Origin of the sequence: Listeria ivanovii subsp. londoniensis (assembly GCF_000763495.1) — a bacterium.
GTDB classification, from domain to species: Bacteria; Bacillota; Bacilli; order Lactobacillales; family Listeriaceae; genus Listeria; species Listeria londoniensis.
The window spans coordinates 2,944,133-2,959,426 of the sequence record NZ_CP009576.1 but is presented as its reverse complement, the minus strand read 5'-3'; the positions used below and the strand labels follow the sequence as shown (position 1 = coordinate 2,959,426).

At 37.9% G+C, this 15,294-nt stretch carries 18 protein-coding genes and 1 riboswitch; of the genes, 11 read left to right on the top strand and 7 right to left on the bottom strand.

The features are described 5' to 3' along the window. Positions 1–2 precede the first annotated feature (2 nt). The 6 genes from JL53_RS14665 to JL53_RS14640 all read left to right on the top strand — a co-directional run bounded on the left by JL53_RS14665 (position 3) and on the right by JL53_RS14640 (position 4,451). A complete protein-coding gene (locus tag JL53_RS14665) occupies positions 3–206 on the top strand; it encodes a DUF3188 domain-containing protein (protein WP_038408013.1) in 204 nt (67 codons plus the stop codon). Next, the gene (locus JL53_RS14660; RefSeq protein WP_038408012.1) at positions 203–667 is read left to right on the top strand and encodes a DUF3284 domain-containing protein; all 465 of its coding nucleotides are present in this window, start codon (positions 203–205) and stop codon (positions 665–667) included. The genes JL53_RS14665 and JL53_RS14660 overlap by 4 nt, the downstream gene beginning before the upstream one ends. Positions 668–1,405: 738 nt before the next feature. Then, on the top strand, positions 1,406–3,142 hold the full coding sequence (gene dnaX, locus JL53_RS14655; RefSeq protein WP_038408011.1) for a DNA polymerase III subunit gamma/tau: 1,737 nt from the start codon (positions 1,406–1,408) through the stop codon (positions 3,140–3,142). A 29-nt stretch (positions 3,143–3,171) separates the two neighbouring features. Beyond that, complete coding sequence (locus JL53_RS14650) at positions 3,172–3,489, top strand: YbaB/EbfC family nucleoid-associated protein (protein WP_003721024.1); 318 nt, start codon at positions 3,172–3,174, stop codon at positions 3,487–3,489. 108 nt (positions 3,490–3,597) lie between these two features. Further along, complete coding sequence (recR, locus tag JL53_RS14645; RefSeq protein WP_038408010.1) at positions 3,598–4,194, top strand: recombination mediator RecR; 597 nt, start codon at positions 3,598–3,600, stop codon at positions 4,192–4,194. A 14-nt stretch (positions 4,195–4,208) separates the two neighbouring features. Then, a complete protein-coding gene (locus tag JL53_RS14640; protein ID WP_003754045.1) occupies positions 4,209–4,451 on the top strand; it encodes a YaaL family protein in 243 nt (80 codons plus the stop codon). An 80-nt stretch (positions 4,452–4,531) separates the two neighbouring features. On the opposite strand, the gene JL53_RS14635 is transcribed toward JL53_RS14640, so the two are convergent. Beyond that, positions 4,532–5,377 carry an aldo/keto reductase gene (locus JL53_RS14635; RefSeq protein ID WP_038408008.1) on the bottom strand — a complete coding sequence of 282 codons (846 nt, stop codon included), beginning with the start codon at positions 5,375–5,377 and terminating at the stop codon, positions 4,532–4,534. A gap of 132 nt (positions 5,378–5,509) precedes the next feature. Here JL53_RS14635 and JL53_RS14630 point away from each other — a divergent pair, with 132 nt between their 5' ends. After that, a complete protein-coding gene (locus JL53_RS14630) occupies positions 5,510–5,947 on the top strand; it encodes an NUDIX hydrolase (protein WP_003721015.1) in 438 nt (145 codons plus the stop codon). Positions 5,948–6,080: 133 nt separating this feature from the next. Here the strand turns inward: JL53_RS14630 and JL53_RS14625 are convergent, their stop codons facing one another. The 5 genes from JL53_RS14625 to dhaK all read right to left on the bottom strand — a co-directional run bounded on the left by JL53_RS14625 (position 6,081) and on the right by dhaK (position 9,965). Further along, a complete protein-coding gene (locus JL53_RS14625; protein ID WP_038408007.1) occupies positions 6,081–6,920 on the bottom strand; it encodes a Cof-type HAD-IIB family hydrolase in 840 nt (279 codons plus the stop codon). Positions 6,921–7,037: 117 nt separating this feature from the next. Next, positions 7,038–7,889, bottom strand: coding sequence for a MurR/RpiR family transcriptional regulator (locus tag JL53_RS14620; RefSeq protein WP_038408006.1), 852 nt, complete (start codon positions 7,887–7,889; stop codon positions 7,038–7,040). 89 nt (positions 7,890–7,978) lie between these two features. After that, positions 7,979–8,353, bottom strand: a complete 375-nt coding sequence (gene dhaM1 / locus JL53_RS14615; RefSeq protein ID WP_003721011.1) for a dihydroxyacetone kinase phosphoryl donor subunit DhaM1 — start codon at positions 8,351–8,353, stop codon at positions 7,979–7,981. A 4-nt stretch (positions 8,354–8,357) separates the two neighbouring features. After that, a complete protein-coding gene (gene dhaL, locus JL53_RS14610; RefSeq protein ID WP_003721010.1) occupies positions 8,358–8,954 on the bottom strand; it encodes a dihydroxyacetone kinase subunit DhaL in 597 nt (198 codons plus the stop codon). Positions 8,955–8,975: 21 nt separating this feature from the next. Then, the gene (gene dhaK / locus JL53_RS14605; RefSeq protein WP_003721009.1) at positions 8,976–9,965 is read right to left on the bottom strand and encodes a dihydroxyacetone kinase subunit DhaK; all 990 of its coding nucleotides are present in this window, start codon (positions 9,963–9,965) and stop codon (positions 8,976–8,978) included. Positions 9,966–10,150: 185 nt separating this feature from the next. On the opposite strand from dhaK, the gene JL53_RS14600 reads away from it, so the two are divergent. The 3 genes from JL53_RS14600 (at position 10,151) to JL53_RS14590 (ending at position 12,648) form a co-directional block, all read left to right on the top strand. Next, entirely contained in the window at positions 10,151–11,530 is a 1,380-nt protein-coding gene (locus JL53_RS14600) for an aminotransferase class I/II-fold pyridoxal phosphate-dependent enzyme (RefSeq protein WP_038408005.1), read from the top strand. Between the two features lie 53 nt (positions 11,531–11,583). Continuing rightward, positions 11,584–12,210: a dTMP kinase gene (gene tmk / locus JL53_RS14595; protein WP_038408004.1), complete on the top strand. Its 627-nt coding sequence runs from the start codon at positions 11,584–11,586 to the stop codon at positions 12,208–12,210. A 108-nt stretch (positions 12,211–12,318) separates the two neighbouring features. Further along, positions 12,319–12,648, top strand: a complete 330-nt coding sequence (locus JL53_RS14590) for a cyclic di-AMP receptor DarA (protein WP_003721005.1) — start codon at positions 12,319–12,321, stop codon at positions 12,646–12,648. Between the two features lie 48 nt (positions 12,649–12,696). On the opposite strand, the gene JL53_RS14585 is transcribed toward JL53_RS14590, so the two are convergent. After that, positions 12,697–14,262, bottom strand: coding sequence for a 1,4-beta-N-acetylmuramoylhydrolase (locus JL53_RS14585; protein ID WP_038408003.1), 1,566 nt, complete (start codon positions 14,260–14,262; stop codon positions 12,697–12,699). Between the two features lie 166 nt (positions 14,263–14,428). On the opposite strand from JL53_RS14585, the gene JL53_RS14580 reads away from it, so the two are divergent. Next, the gene (locus JL53_RS14580) at positions 14,429–14,995 is read left to right on the top strand and encodes a TetR/AcrR family transcriptional regulator (RefSeq protein ID WP_003721004.1); all 567 of its coding nucleotides are present in this window, start codon (positions 14,429–14,431) and stop codon (positions 14,993–14,995) included. 102 nt (positions 14,996–15,097) lie between these two features. After that, a riboswitch (M-box (ykoK) riboswitch) is annotated at positions 15,098–15,264 on the top strand. The last annotated feature ends 30 nt before the right edge of the window (positions 15,265–15,294 follow it).

Sequence of the window (15,294 nt, the reverse complement as noted above, 5' to 3'; positions counted from 1 at the left end):
AAATGAAAATTGTTAATGCACTATTTATAATTAGTATTGGTCTTATTATTATTATGTTTAGTCCTTCTTATGGAAAAGATGGGATGGCTAATGTACCTATTTTAGTTACCGGACTTGTGGTTGTTTTGATTGGTTGCCTTTTTATCGTGCTAAAACTGCGCAAAGATAAGAAAGAAAAGAATAAGAAGGAGTCGATTGAAAAGTGAATGTAACTCAGAAATTGTATATATCCCAAAAAGAGTGTTTTGATACCATCGTCAGCTCAGCGATTTATGATGTGAAAAATGCTACTGGAAAAACGGTTCAAAGGCATAAATTAGAAGGACACAAATATCAAAGAACAATGTCTAATGGCGCCCTTGCAACAACCAAAATTGTTCAAGTGAAACCTTACGAACTTTATCAATTTGAAACAAGTAGCCGAGTGAATACACATACAACAACTTATACAATAAAATCTACAAGCGAAACGACATGTGAAGTGACATATAATGAATTAATTGAAACAGAGAAAGCATTAAATAAAATGAATAATATTATTGTTGGTTTTATGTTTGGATTTTTCCGTAAGAAACGCGTCAAAAACTTGCTGAAATCAATTGAGCTTTCGGTTATTGATGAAAGTAAGAAGAAGCAAGAGAAGTTAGCGGCGAAAAGTGAAGAGTAGATAGAAATGAGAATCGGGCTTTTGGGAGTCTGGTTCTTTTTTTGGGGATAGCGTAATTTTGTTAGGCTTAAGGATTAAATCATTGCGATGCTCAGATTTATATTGAAGAAGTAAATCAAAGCAAAGTACGTTTTGAAAGTTTTGGGAAGGATTAAATCCTCGCTTTGTTCGGATCTATATTGAAGAAGTAGATTAAAACAAACAACGTTTTGAAAGTTTTGGGAAGGATTAAATCCTCGCTTTGTTCGGATCTATATTGAAGAAGTAAATCAAAGCAAAGTACGTTTTGAAAGTTTTGGGAAGGATTAAATCCTCGCTTTGTTCGGATCTATATTGAAGAAGTAAATCAAAACAAACAACGTTTTGAAACTTCCACGAAGGATTAAATCCTCGCTTTGCTCGGATCTATATTGAAGAAGTAGATTAAAACAAACAACGTTTTGAAACTTCCACGAAGGATTAAATCCTTGCTTTGCTCGGATCTATATTGAAGAAGTAAATCAAAACAAACAACGTTTTGAAACTTCCACGAAGGATTAAATCCTCGCTTTGCTCGGATCTATATTGAAGAAGTAAATCAAAACAAACAACGTTTTGAAACTTCCACGAAGGATTAAATCCTCGCTTTGCTCGGATCTATATTGAAGAAGTAAATCAAAACAAACAACGTTTTGAAACTTCTTCAACAATACGTTATAATAAAACTACTAAAAAGGTTTCAGGTGAGGAGAGTGGCAAATGGCGTATCAGGCTTTGTATCGGGTTTTTCGGCCGCAGTCGTTTCAGGATGTTGTGGGACAGGAACATGTGACGAAAACGCTTAAAAATGCCATTATACAGAATAAAACTTCGCATGCTTATCTGTTTTCGGGACCTCGGGGGACTGGGAAGACAAGTGCGGCGAAAATTTTTGCGAAGGCGATTAACTGTGAACACGGTCATGACGGGGAGCCTTGCAATGAGTGTGAAATTTGTAAAGGAACAACGGATGGCTCTATACCAGATGTTCTTGAAATTGATGCTGCCAGTAATAACGGGGTTGAAGAGATTCGGGATATCCGGGAAAAAGTGAAATATGCGCCGACTGTGGCGAAATATAAAGTATATATTATTGATGAAGTGCATATGTTGTCGACGGGAGCGTTTAATGCGCTACTAAAAACGCTAGAAGAACCGCCAAAACATGTCATTTTTATTTTGGCAACGACAGAGCCACATAAGCTTCCACTGACAATTATTTCACGTGTACAACGATTCGATTTCAAACGGATTACGACACAAGATATTATCGGACGTCTGGAATTCATTTTGAAAGAAGAAAAGATTCCTTATGATGAAAAAGCGCTGATGATTGTGGCACGCGCAGCTGAAGGTGGGATGCGTGATGCACTTAGCTTGCTTGACCAAGTGATTTCTTACGGTTCAGAAGAAGTTACCGTAGAAGATGCGCTTGAGATTACCGGTTCTGTTGCACAAGGCTTGCTTACTAAGCTTGTTAGTGCGGCTTTTGATGGTGATGCGGCAGAAGCGATTTCGACCTTAACAGCTTTACTTGCAGAAGGAAAAGATCCGGTTCGACTTGTGGAAGATTTATTAGTATTTTTCAGAGATGTATTACTTTACCAAAAAGCTCCTAATTTAGAAGAAACTTTGGAGCGAGCTTTAGTTGATGATGATTTTGTAGCGCTAGCGAAACGAGCTGACTCACTGAAAATATATGAGTTTGTGAAAATTTTAAACATTGCGCAACAACAAATGCGTTTTTCGAATCATCCAGGCATTTATGTAGAGGTAGCGCTGGTGCAATTAACGCAAACTGGACCAGTAGCTTCTGGAAATGTAGTAACAAACGAAACACCAGCTAGCGGCGATGTAGCAGAGTTGAAAAGCCAAATGGAACAAATGCAACAAGAACTCCAAACGCTCAAAAAGCAAATTACAAGCGGGGCGGGAGTAACACCTACTGAAAAACCAGCCCAAAATCGTGGCGGTGCTAAAAAACAAATCAACAACGGCAAGCAATTTAAAGCGCCGATTGGAAAAATTAACCATGTATTAGGTGAGGCTAAGAAAGAGAATTTGCAATTAATTCGTGGTTGTTGGGGTGAGTTGTTATCCATGTTAATGGCGTCTCAAGCAGCACTTTTGAATGATGCGGAACCTGTGGCTGCATCTCAAGACACTTTTGTGTTAAAATTTAAGCATGAGATTCACTGCCAAATGGCGATGGATAACCCGAACTTTGTAGAAACTATTACATCGAGTATTGCGCGACTTACAAAAGTGAATTATACTTTTATTGGAATCCCAGAAGATCAATGGGCTGATGTAAGAGAGAATTTCCTTCATAGTCATGGCGGCGATGGAAGTGCAGAGGAAGGCGCAAGTCCAGAAGCTCGAAAACCAGCTGAAGATCCATTTGTATTAGAAGCAACAAAACTAGTTGGTGAAGATTTGCTTGAAATTAAAGATTAAAAAACAATAGAAGAAAGAGGAGATTATTCATGCGTGGAATGGGAAATATGCAAGGTATGATGAAACAAATGCAAAAAATGCAAAAAGAAATGGCGAAAGCTCAAGCGGATTTAGAAGTACAAGAGTTTACTGGAACAGCTGGTGGCGGGATGGTTACAGTAAAAGCTACTGGTAAACGCGCCATTACAGATATTGTAATAAATGAAGAAGTAGTAGATCCAGAAGATATCGAAATGCTACAAGATTTAGTACTTGCAGCTACAAATGATGTATTAAAACAAATTGAAGATACAACTTCACAAACAATGGGTAAATTCACACAAGGATTAAATCTTCCTGGAATGTAATATTGTTTGGTTTGAGACTCTTGGCTAAAATACAAGAGTCTCAACTATTTTTAAAAGAATGTTTCACGTGAAACATTGTGTACTTTGAAGGTGAGAGGAAGACGAGATATGCATTATCCTGAGCCGATAACGAAATTAATGGACAGTTTTATGAAATTACCGGGTATCGGACCCAAATCGGCAGCGAGATTAGCTTTTTATGTACTTGATATGAAAGAAGATGATGTGCTAGACTTTGCCAAAGCATTGGTTGATGCAAAAAGAAACCTGAGTTTTTGTTCCGTCTGCGGTCATATTACTGATAAAGACCCATGTTATATTTGCGGAGACACATCGCGGGATCAGAGCATAATTTGTGTGGTCCAAGAATCAAAAGATGTGATTGCAATGGAAAAAATGCGTGATTTTCATGGTTTATACCACGTGCTTCATGGGACAATTTCGCCAATGGATGGGATTGGACCCGAAGATATTAATATTCCAGATTTACTCAAACGTTTGCAAGATGACACGATTGAGGAAGTTATTTTAGCGACGAACCCTAATGTAGAAGGAGAAGCTACGGCGATGTATATTTCGCGTCTATTAAAACCATCTGGTATAAAGATAACTAGAATAGCACATGGTCTTCCAGTTGGCGGAGATTTGGAATACGCTGATGAAGTGACGCTCTCAAAAGCAATGGAAGGGCGAAGAGAAGTATAAGCCGAGGTGATAAAATGGAATCCAGAAGTAATAAGTTTGGCCGAAAAAAAGAAAAGAAAATTGGCAAATTACACAAGTCCTATGATGCTTATTTGATGGAGTTAATCGAAGTCACGCAAGAAAACTGGCACAAACAAAAGGTTCTGTTGCGTAAAAGCTTTGAATATGACCCCAATTTAGAATATGAAGAGAAAAAGGCTGAAGCACGCTATTTTTATCTCTTTAAAGAAGCTCGGAAAAGACAATTAAAGAAATAATTATAAAAATCTACTAGACCGTGGCAACTTGGAATAGTAGATTTTTTTGCTATTAAAATTTAAAAATGGCGGGAAAAGATTTAAACTTCTTCCGACCTTACATACATCACATCTGGCGCATGACTTAAACGTTCGCCAGTATTTAAACGTTCAACTTGGCGCATATCTGCTTCCGTTAACTCAAAATCATAAATATCCGCATTTTCCTTAATTCTTGAAGGAGTTTCTGACTTAGGAATAATCGAAATATTGTTTTGCAAATGCCAGCGTAAAATAATTTGTGCGGGAGATTTGCCGTGTTTTTGCCCAAGTTCAATTAAAGTAGCTTCTTCTAAAACTCCGCCCCGCCCAAGTGGACTCCACGCTTGGTGAACAATATGAAGTTCCTCTAAATAGCGATGTAGCAGGTGATTGGGGAAGTGTGGGTGAGTTTCTACTTGATCTACAACGGGAAGAACATTAGCGCTCGTACGCAGGCGATCTAAATGGTGCGCCTCGAAATTACTTACGCCAATTGCCCGAACAAGCCCTTCATCATAAAGCTTTTCAACTGCACGCCAAGTCTCAAAAAAAGTATCTTGTTTTGGCCAGTGAACTAAATATAAATCAATTTGGTTAAGTTGTAATTTTTTTTGTGATTTTTCAAAAGCCCGAAGCGTCTCATCATAACCCTGCTCGGTATTCCACATTTTCGTAGTGACAAAGAAGTCATCGCGTTTTAACCCACTTGATTGAAAGAAATCTCCCAGTTGCTTTTCATTGTGATAAAAAGAAGCTGTATCAAATAAGCGATATCCAACATCCGCCGCCGTTTCAAGAGCAGTGCGCATTCTTTTTTCGTCAGTTAGTTTGTATACCCCAAAACCGTGCCTAGGCATTTCAATTCCATTGTTCAGTCTGTATGTATCAGTGAAAGAAAGTGTCATTTAAATTACCTCCTACTTTAGTTTATTAACTTAAGCATACCAGAAAATGAAAGAATTCTGTATAATGAAGGTGTTAAAATAGTTGTTTTTATTAAAATACAAAAAAATTGATGCATAGGTATAGGAGGAAGTATGAGACAACCATTTCAAGTGCTAGTTATCCCATGTATTCAAACAAAAGATCATTATTTATTTGGTGTTTTTTTGCGAGCGGATGAGAAAGTTTGGCAATTTATTTCTGGTGGCGGAGAAGATACAGAATTGCCAGCAAAAACAGCAGTTAGAGAATGCAAGGAAGAGCTAAATTTAGATATTGAGTTGATCGTGTTTAAATTAGATTCTTTAGCGCATATTCCGGGGATTTATTTTGGATTTAATAAGCCATATGTAATTCCCGAATATTGTTATGCGGCAGAATTGACTGAATACCAACACGATATAAGGCTATCTTCAGAGCATGTTCAGTTTAAATGGCTATCGTATCAGGAAGCTATGGAGGTATTGAAGTGGGATAGTAATAAAACGGCATTATATGAACTGAATGAGCGGTTGAATAGACCATTTATGTAATAGCGTGGCTAACTATTTATAGAAGGATAATCGATTTACAGCTTCACATAAAAGTATCAGAAATAGAAAAACAGGAATCATGTATAAAACCATTTAAGAAAATGGAATATACACGATTCCTGCTTGTTTTTTATTAACTTAGAATCAAACTATCAAGCAAATGCCCAATCCCATCTTCATTATTAGACAAAGTAACGGTATTCGCTGCTTCTTTTAACTCAGGCACAGCATTTTGCATTGCGACACCTGTTCCGGCATAACGTACCATCGTAATATCATTATGACCATCTCCAAAAGCAATTAAGTTCTCGGCACTAATTCCCAGTGGTGTTAAAACAGTATCTAACGCCTTCGCTTTATCAATGCCTTGTGCGGTAAATTCAAAGTAGAAGTCTGCGGTGAATACACAATTGAAGGACTCTTTGAAAGGCTCCATCATGGCTTGGTAATTTTCTTTTAGGTATGCAGGGTCACCAGCAGTCAATATTTTGCTAATTGGATAATCTACGAAAGCTGCCAAATCCTCTTTTTCACATAATTTAAAATTACCGCTGCGGGATTCATATTCAATAATATTGATTTCTTCGCCGCGATAAGGCACAAAACAGTCGAATACATTATTTACATACATATAGTCGTCTTTATCAATCATCACTTTCACATCGAATTGTTTCATATGCTCAAGTACGGCTTTTCCTTCTGTAACAGTCAGTGCTTGGCTGAATAGTTCTTCATTTGTTTGGCAATCAACCACTTTGGCGCCATTGTATGAAACGAGTAAACCGTGGTATTTCTCCATTTCTAATTGCTCTGCGTAAAGATGCATTGCTGTTGTTGGTCTTCCAGATGCGAGAATTAATTTAACCCCATTTTGTTGTGCGGTAATAAGCGCTTTTTTTGTTGCGGGAGTAATTTCTTTATTATCGCTGAGTAGTGTACCGTCAATGTCTAAAATAATCGCTTCGATAGTCATGTGATAACTCCTTTTTTTCTTTATTGTATCATTCAAAAGTGAGTAGGGGGCGGAATCAAGAAATATTGAAAGCTTTTTTTCAAACAAGAGGGGAAATCGAACACTTTTTTGTAAAATTTATATCAAATCAGTATTCATTTTTTGGTAATTAGTCATTTTATATTGAATATTTTTTTCATAATTATAATTAAAGATAATGGAGTAAATCGTGTCAAAAATGCTAAGAAGAGATTGTCTTGTTGAAAAGGAAGAAACTTTGTTGTAATGATTTTCGGCAGATGCCATATAAATTTTATGGGTGGCAAACTTAACGAGTGGGTTGTCTTGCATCGAAGTAATTAAAATAATTGGGACATCGTTCTCGGATAAAATCTGCACTACTTTTTGCAAGGTTTCGCTTCTGCCACCGTAAGAAACAACAAGCGCCACATGATTTTCATCGCTATTTGCTGCGGATAGTCTTTGAATATAATCCTCTTCTGGAACATTAACTAAACTTCCAATTTCCTGCATTTGAAATTGGAAGTTTTTCGCGAAAAATAAATTTGCAGAGGCAGCATAAATATCGATAACTTTGGCATTCATTAATTTCTCGCCAATAGCTACTAATTCTTCTGGATCAGCATTATTCAACGTCTCAACAATCGTACTGTTATAAATTTGGCGCAAATTCGTCATTATTTGAAAGGGCGTATCCGACTCTAAAATCGGATAATCGTAATTAATTTCTTTTTCTGCGGTCGTTTCTCGCAAGCTAGAGGCGATTTCGATTTTTAATTCACCGATGCCATTTATCCCTAATTTGTTGATTAAACGATAAATGGTTGCCGTAGAAACAAAAGCTGCGGTAGCTAGTTCTTTGGGTTTGAATTGCAATGTTTTTTTAGGATTGGCTAAAATATAGTCGGCGAGCTCTTTTTCACTATTGGTTAGATTGTTTAGTTCGCGTATTTTTATTAGAATATTCATCGTTTCCATTCCTAACGTTATTTTATAGCTCATTATATCATGGATAACCAGAAAAACAGACGAGTTTTAGCTCGTCTGCCCGGTATATCTTATTTAATCTCAATCGTCTTCAAATTTGCTGCAATTACTTCGGGTTTTTCGTCCATTTGAATTTGAGCAGCAGTCGCATAAGCACCTTCAAGAATCGGTGCATTGAAAAGAATAATTTCTTTGTCGCTAATTTCTTCTACTGTTTCAATATTCATTTTGGCGCTCCCAAGATCATAAAAAGTGTAGATTTTATCGGCTTCGTTCCGTTCGATTGCTTCATTCACCGTGTCAAAACTTGTACCAATTCGACCATCATCTGTTCCTCCTGCATGGGTAATCGAAACATCTGGTGCAATTTCTTTAATGATATCGTGAACTCCTTTAGCAACATCTTTGGAGTGGGAAATAATTACAACGCCATATGGTTTTGCCATCGTGTCAGTTCACCTCCGTTTGAAGCATTGCGTGAAATAGTAGCGCCGAAGAATAAGCGCCAGGATCAAGGTGCCCAATCGAACGTTCACCAAGGTAGCTTGCACGTCCTTTCGTCGCTTTTAAGTCTTTCGTTTTTTGTAAGGCAGCATCGACCACGTCATCGGTTAAATCTTCTTGATGAAGCGCATGAACAACAGGCTCCCAAACATCAATCATTGTTTTTTCACCAGCGTGCGATTTGCCGCGTTTTTCAATACCTTCTAGCCCAGACTCAATGACTTTTGTTAAGCCAACTGAATCAATCGTATCTGAATCAACCGCTTTGCTCATATTCAAAAAGGCTGTCCCATAAAGCGGTCCCGATGCACCACCGACTTTACTGACCATTGTCATTCCAGCAGTCTTGAAAACATCTTTCAAGTCGCTAGGTTCTTTATCGGCAAAAGCTTTTTTAAGTTCGCTTAAACCACGTGCCATATTAATACCATGGTCTCCGTCACCAATCGCTTGGTCGAGATCACTTAATAACTGTTTATTCTCTTGTACACGTTCGCCGAAATCATTTAACCAACGAAGCGCCCAATCTTTATTATAGGTCATTATTCATTCCTCCAAATCTTTTTACCACGCAATCGTTTCAACAGGGAGTTTTAGCATATCTACCCATTTTTCATCTTCTAATTTCAAAATGGTTAGAGATAGTCCGGCCATTTCAAGTGATGTCATATAATCTCCAACGAGTGTTTTTTCGACACTGATACCTGCGTTTTTCAAAAGTTCATGAACATCATTTGCGAAAACATATTGCTCCATTAGTGGAGTTGCACCCATTCCATTGACTAATACAACGACTTTATCACCCGAAATGAGTTTGCTTTCCGTCGCGATTCGATCATAAAGTTGTTTAGCAAGACTTGCAGATGGCATAATTTTTTCTCTAGTAAAGCCAGGTTCGCCGTGGATACCAATTCCTAGTTCGATTTCATCTTCTCCAAGCTCAAATCCTGGATGTCCGACCTCAGGCACCGTACAAGGAGATAATGCGACACCAAGCGTTTTGATAGCAGAAATCACTTTTTCACCGAGTGCTTTTAGTTCATCAAGGGATGCACCTGCTTCTGCTGCGGCTCCGACAATTTTGTGTACAAGAACAGTTCCAGCCACGCCACGCCGTCCAGTTGTAAACGTGCTATCTTCCACCGCAATATCATCATCCACGACAATTTGTTCTACTTTAATATCCTCGGCATCCGCTAAATCAGCCGCCATTTCGAAGTTCATTACGTCACCAGTATAATTTTTTACAATTAAAAGTACGCCAGCGCCTTGATCTGCGGCTTTGATACCTTCATATATTTGGTCCGGGGTTGGGGAAGTGAAAACGTCGCCGCAAACAGCCGCAGAGAGCATTCCACGACCAACATAACCAGCATGAGCCGGCTCGTGACCAGAACCTCCACCGCTTACTAATCCTACTTTGCCTGAACGTTTATCATTTCTTGCAATGACACGAGTTCCTTCAACACGATGAACAATATCTGTGTGCGATTTAACTAAACCTTCCACCATTTGTTCTACTACTTGATTTGTACCGTTAAGAATCTTCTTCATCTGACAAAAAACCTCCTTTAAAATATTCCTATTATCTCAAATTCCCTTTACTCGAAAGTCAAAACGTCGATGCTAATTTTATTATACCTCTTCTGAAATGAAAACGCTTTAAAACCGCAAGAAAGTGTTATAAATCAAGCAAAATGGTATAATGGTAAAAGAGAATTTAAAAAGGAGCGTTTGTCATGTGGAATCAATCTAAAATGCCTTTAGTGGAACGGTTAGATGCGCATGCCAAGTCTTGCCCGGTATCACTTCACGTACCTGGCCATAAAGGAGGAGCCATCTATCCAGATGTATGGCAAAAATTATTAAAATGGGATGTAACAGAAATTACCGGAATGGACGACTTGCACCATGCGGAAGATGTGATTTTAGAAGCAGAAATGTTACTTGCTGATTGTTATGGGGTGAAAAAAAGTCACTTCCTTGTTAATGGTACAAGCGCGGGCAACTTAGCAGTCATTATGACGACTTTAAGGCGCGGAGAGAAAGTGTTAGTGCCAAGAGATGCACATAAATCAATTTTACATGGAATCGAGCTGGCGGGAGGAGAACCCATTTTTTTAAGCCCACAAATCCACGAGGAGGCTGGGGTTGCAAATGGTGTGACGCCTGAGTTGATAGTAGAAACCTTACATAACCATCCAGATGTAAAACTATGTATTTTTACGTATCCAAGTTATTATGGAACGATTTTTAATTTGCAAAAATGTATTCAAATCGCCCAGCAATTTGGCGCAGTAGTATTTGTCGACGAAGCGCACGGAGCCCATTTTTTAACAAGTTCCGAGTTTCCAAAAAGTGCGGTGGACCTTGGTGCTGATATTGTGGTTCAATCTGCACACAAAACTTTACCGGCGTTAACAATGGGTTCTTATTTGCACATCGTCAATGATTTGCCGATTTTTGAGAAGCTCGATTATTACCTCCAAGTGTTCCAAACAAGTAGCCCGTCCTATCTTATTATGGCGTCACTTGATGCAGCTAGAAAATATGTCGCAACCTACTCAGAAGTAGATGTTGAAGCTTTCTGGAGAATGCGTGCTAGGTGGATAAAATGGCTGACTAAAAATAAATTCGACGTTATTTTACCTGATGATCCATTAAAAATAATTGTTCGAAAATCAGGCTACACAGGCTACGAACTTCAAGAAATCTTTGAAGCAAGTTCCTATTTTCCTGAACTCGCGGATGAAGTACAATTATTACTCATTTTACCGTTAATAAAAAAAGGGGTAGACTTCTCGCCCATCAGTCGAATCCGCTCTCCTGAGAGAAAAGCGGCAAACGAATCTCCACGAAAAAAAACGGATTTTAGTGCTACTGAGTTAGCTCTAACTTATGAAGAAATGCACATACGCACGACTGATTTTATCCGATTAGATGATTCGCTAGGTTTCATATCTGCTGAAACAATTTCGCTTTATCCACCAGGAATCCCGACAATTATTCGCGGTGAACGTTTAACTGAAAAACACATTTACGAACTTAAAAAAATCCAAAAACATCACTATCAAGGCGGCGAAAAACTAGCAACAAATTACATCCGTGTCTTTCGCTAACTTATGCTATAATCAAACATAAAGTGACACGAAAATAGAAAGGAAATAACTAAATGAAAGCAATTTTTATTACACTAGAGGGTCCCGATGGCTCTGGAAAAACAACGGTTGGCACACTGCTTGCCCAAAAAATGGGAGAAGCGGGGATTGATTTCATAAAAACACGTGAACCAGGTGGCAGCCCAATTTCAGAAAAAGTAAGAAACATTGTTTTAGGAATTGGCAATGAAGAAATGGACCCAAAAACAGAAGTGCTTCTTATTGCGGGAGCTCGCCGTCAACATGTCGTTGAAACAATACGCCCAGCTTTAAAGACAGGGAAAACGGTGCTTTGTGATCGTTTCATGGATAGCTCACTTGCTTATCAAGGTGCGGGACGTGACATGGATATGGAACAAGTTCTGCAAGTGAATCTATATGCGATTGAGGATACCGTGCCAGACCGTACTTATTACTTAGATGTCCCCGCTGAGATTGGTTTAGCAAGGATTGCTGCAAATAAAGGTCGTGAAATCAATCGACTCGATAAAGAAGACATCACTTACCACGAAAAAGTACAGGCTGGTTATGAAAAAATTATCACTATGTTCCCAGACCGCTTTATGCGAGTAGATGCAACAAAAACACCAGAAGAAATTACCGATGTGATTTTAGCAGATATTTTAAGCAAATTAAACTAACATTCAGTGTGAAATATGCGTATAACCCTTGGTGCATATCACTCTTTAAAATCCGATTTGTTTGCTATAATAGAAAAAAAGATAGATTTTTAGGAAGGGTTGATTTCTTTGAAACTGATATTCGCGATTGTTCAAGACCAAGATAGCAACCGCTTGTCTGATGCACTAACAAAAGGCAATTTCGGAGCAACAAAATTAGCTACAACGGGTGGATTTTTAAAAGCCGGAAATACCACATTCATTATTGGGACAGAAGATGAACGCGTGGAAGAAGCCCTAGCAATCATTAAAGAAAACTGCAAAGCACGCGAACAAATGATGACTCCATCTGCGTCCCTTGGAGTTACTGTAGATACCTACGTTCCTTATCCAATCGAAGTTCAAGTTGGCGGGGCAACCGTATTTGTAATGCCTGTAGAGGGTTTTCATCATTTTTAAAATGGAACCCAGAAAGGCTATCTCATGGAAAATGAGATAGCCTTCTTTTTATTTTATCGTCAACTTCTGTCCAACATAAATTGTGTTACCCTTCAATTTGTTCCACGATTTGATGTTGTCGACAGTTGTTTTGTATTGTCTGGATACTGACCAAAGTGAGTCACCTTTTTTGACAGTGTGAGTTTTGGTCGCGGACGTATTTGGTTTGTTTGAGCTAGGTTTAGAAGTGTTGGTATTACTTGAAGTTGATGGAGCACTGACTTTTAATTTTTGTCCAATCTTAATGTTATCGGATTTAAGGCTGTTCCAACTTTTTAGGTTAGCGACAGTGACCTTATATTTATTGGCAATTTTCCAAAGCGAGTCACCTTTCACGACAGTGTAGGTTTTGACACTGGTGCTTGCGCTGGGTTTGTAAGTATTACTATTCTTATTGTTGTTTGTGTTAGTGCTAGGCTTAGAAGTATTCGTGCTATTTGAAGACGAAGAAGCGCTAACTTTCAACTTTTGTCCGGTATAAATATTGTCAGATTTAAGGTTGTTCCAGGATTTTAAGTTAGCGACAGAAACCTTATACTTGTTGGCGATTTTCCAAAGTGAGTCGCCTTTGACGACCGTATAAGTTTTTGCGCTTGTGCTTGTGTTAGGATTAGAAGTATTATTGTTTGTATTAGGCGTAGAAGCATTCGAATTACTTGAAGACGAAGAAGCGCTAACTTTTAACTTTTGCCCGGTATAAATATTGTCAGATTTAAGGTTGTTCCAGGATTTTAAGTTAGCGACAGAAACCTTATACTTGTTGGCGATTTTCCAAAGTGAGTCGCCTTTGACAACGGTATAAGTTGTGCTACTAGAATTACTACTATTAGAGCCACCTGCTGAACTTCCAGCTTTATCATATTGAGTCAGATTATAGGTGCTGATAAGGTTATTTAGTTTGGTTGCATAAGCTGTATCAGTGGCATACGTTCCAGTTAAAGCTTTTGTTGCATCTTTATAAGAATTAGTATTACTTTTCCATACTTTGGAATAATAATTTGGATTCCAGCTTGGTCCATTACGGATAACCTTAGCATAGTCTTCTAGAGATTGATGATAGGACGGATATTTTCTGAATTTAGCTGTGATAGGATAGTAATTTCCTTTCCCATCGTCTTCTAATGTTTGTTTGGTATAAGATTGCCCATTGTAAGCACCTTTAATACCGAATAAATTGTAATTTGGTGCAGATCCTAGTTCACTTGTTCCGTATGCGCTCTCTAAAATAGCTTGAGCAATCATGACAGAAGCATATAAATCATTATCTGCAGCAATTTTTGTAGATGAAGCTTGAATAGTTTGGATGAAGCTTTGGACTGTTGCGCCTGAGCGTAGGGCAGTTTTTTGTATGCTATAAGTAGTAGCTGGCGTGGATGAACTAGTTGCTTTGTCAGAGTTGCTTATAGTTGCTGTCTCATCTGCTTGAACAATTACTTCAATTCCAGGAACAGTAATAGAAGTTGCAATGGCAGTAACTCCAGCAATAGTTGCTCCTGTTTTCAATGTTTTCCCTTTTTTCTTTTTCTTTTCATTTTTTAAAGCTTCAAGAATACGCTCTTTTCTAGTTTTTTGCATGGTAAATCACTTCCAATTCTTTTAAATAATATGCTACAACTATTATTGCATACTTCACATAGGATATGAAATGGTATATACAAATTGTAATTAAATTGTCAAAAAGAATAGTTTTTGGTATACTAAATATAAGCAAGTGCTTACTTAATTGAACGGAGGAATTTGAATGATTACAAATGAAACCATCATGGATGCAACGCTTTGTATGATGGCTAAAAATGGGATAAAAGGCTCTACAACTAGGCAACTAGCAGAAGCAGCTGGAATAAATGAAGCGACTATTTTTAAAAAATTTAAGAATAAAGATAATTTGATTCACATGACGCTTGAAGTCCAATTTGAGAGTATGAAAGCAGAAATTAATCAATTTTTTGATAAAGATTTTGAAAGCGAAAAACTATTTTTACGTCAAGCAAGTCAGTTTATTTCGGATATTTATGAAAAGTATCGGGACTTCATGGTGATTTCTGTTCGGGAAATGGGAAGCAAAGACATGGAATTTATTGATCCATCCATTGTCGAATATTTATATGAGCGAGTTAATGAAAAAGTAAAAGAAATTATCCCCAGTACAAATTCTACCCAAGAAGCTGATGCGATTTCATTAATTTTAAATAGTGTTATTTTATTAATTATGGTTGAAAAGGTTCGCGATGATATCTACAAACGCCCGCCAACGATTACAACAACTGCGGATGCATTGGCAGATGTCCTGCTGAAATTGTTGAAATAAATTGTAAAAAGTTAAATAAAAGTTAAGTATTTTACATTTTGTCTTGCGAGCCCAGAATTTCTGTGTTAAACTCGTAGACGATTAGAGCGATAATAAATATGTAGTTTTGCCTGTTAGGTGAGGCTCCTATGCAAACACAGGCCACTGCCCAAAAATGTCCAAAGACGCCAATGGGTAGAACAGGGATTGTCGGATTAAGGCTTTCCATAATGTGGCTAAGAGTATTCTTTACGTTGCATAGTGCCAAAACTTTAGCGAGGGGAGTCTGTTTTAGTATGCGTATAAATTCAGAAGTCCTT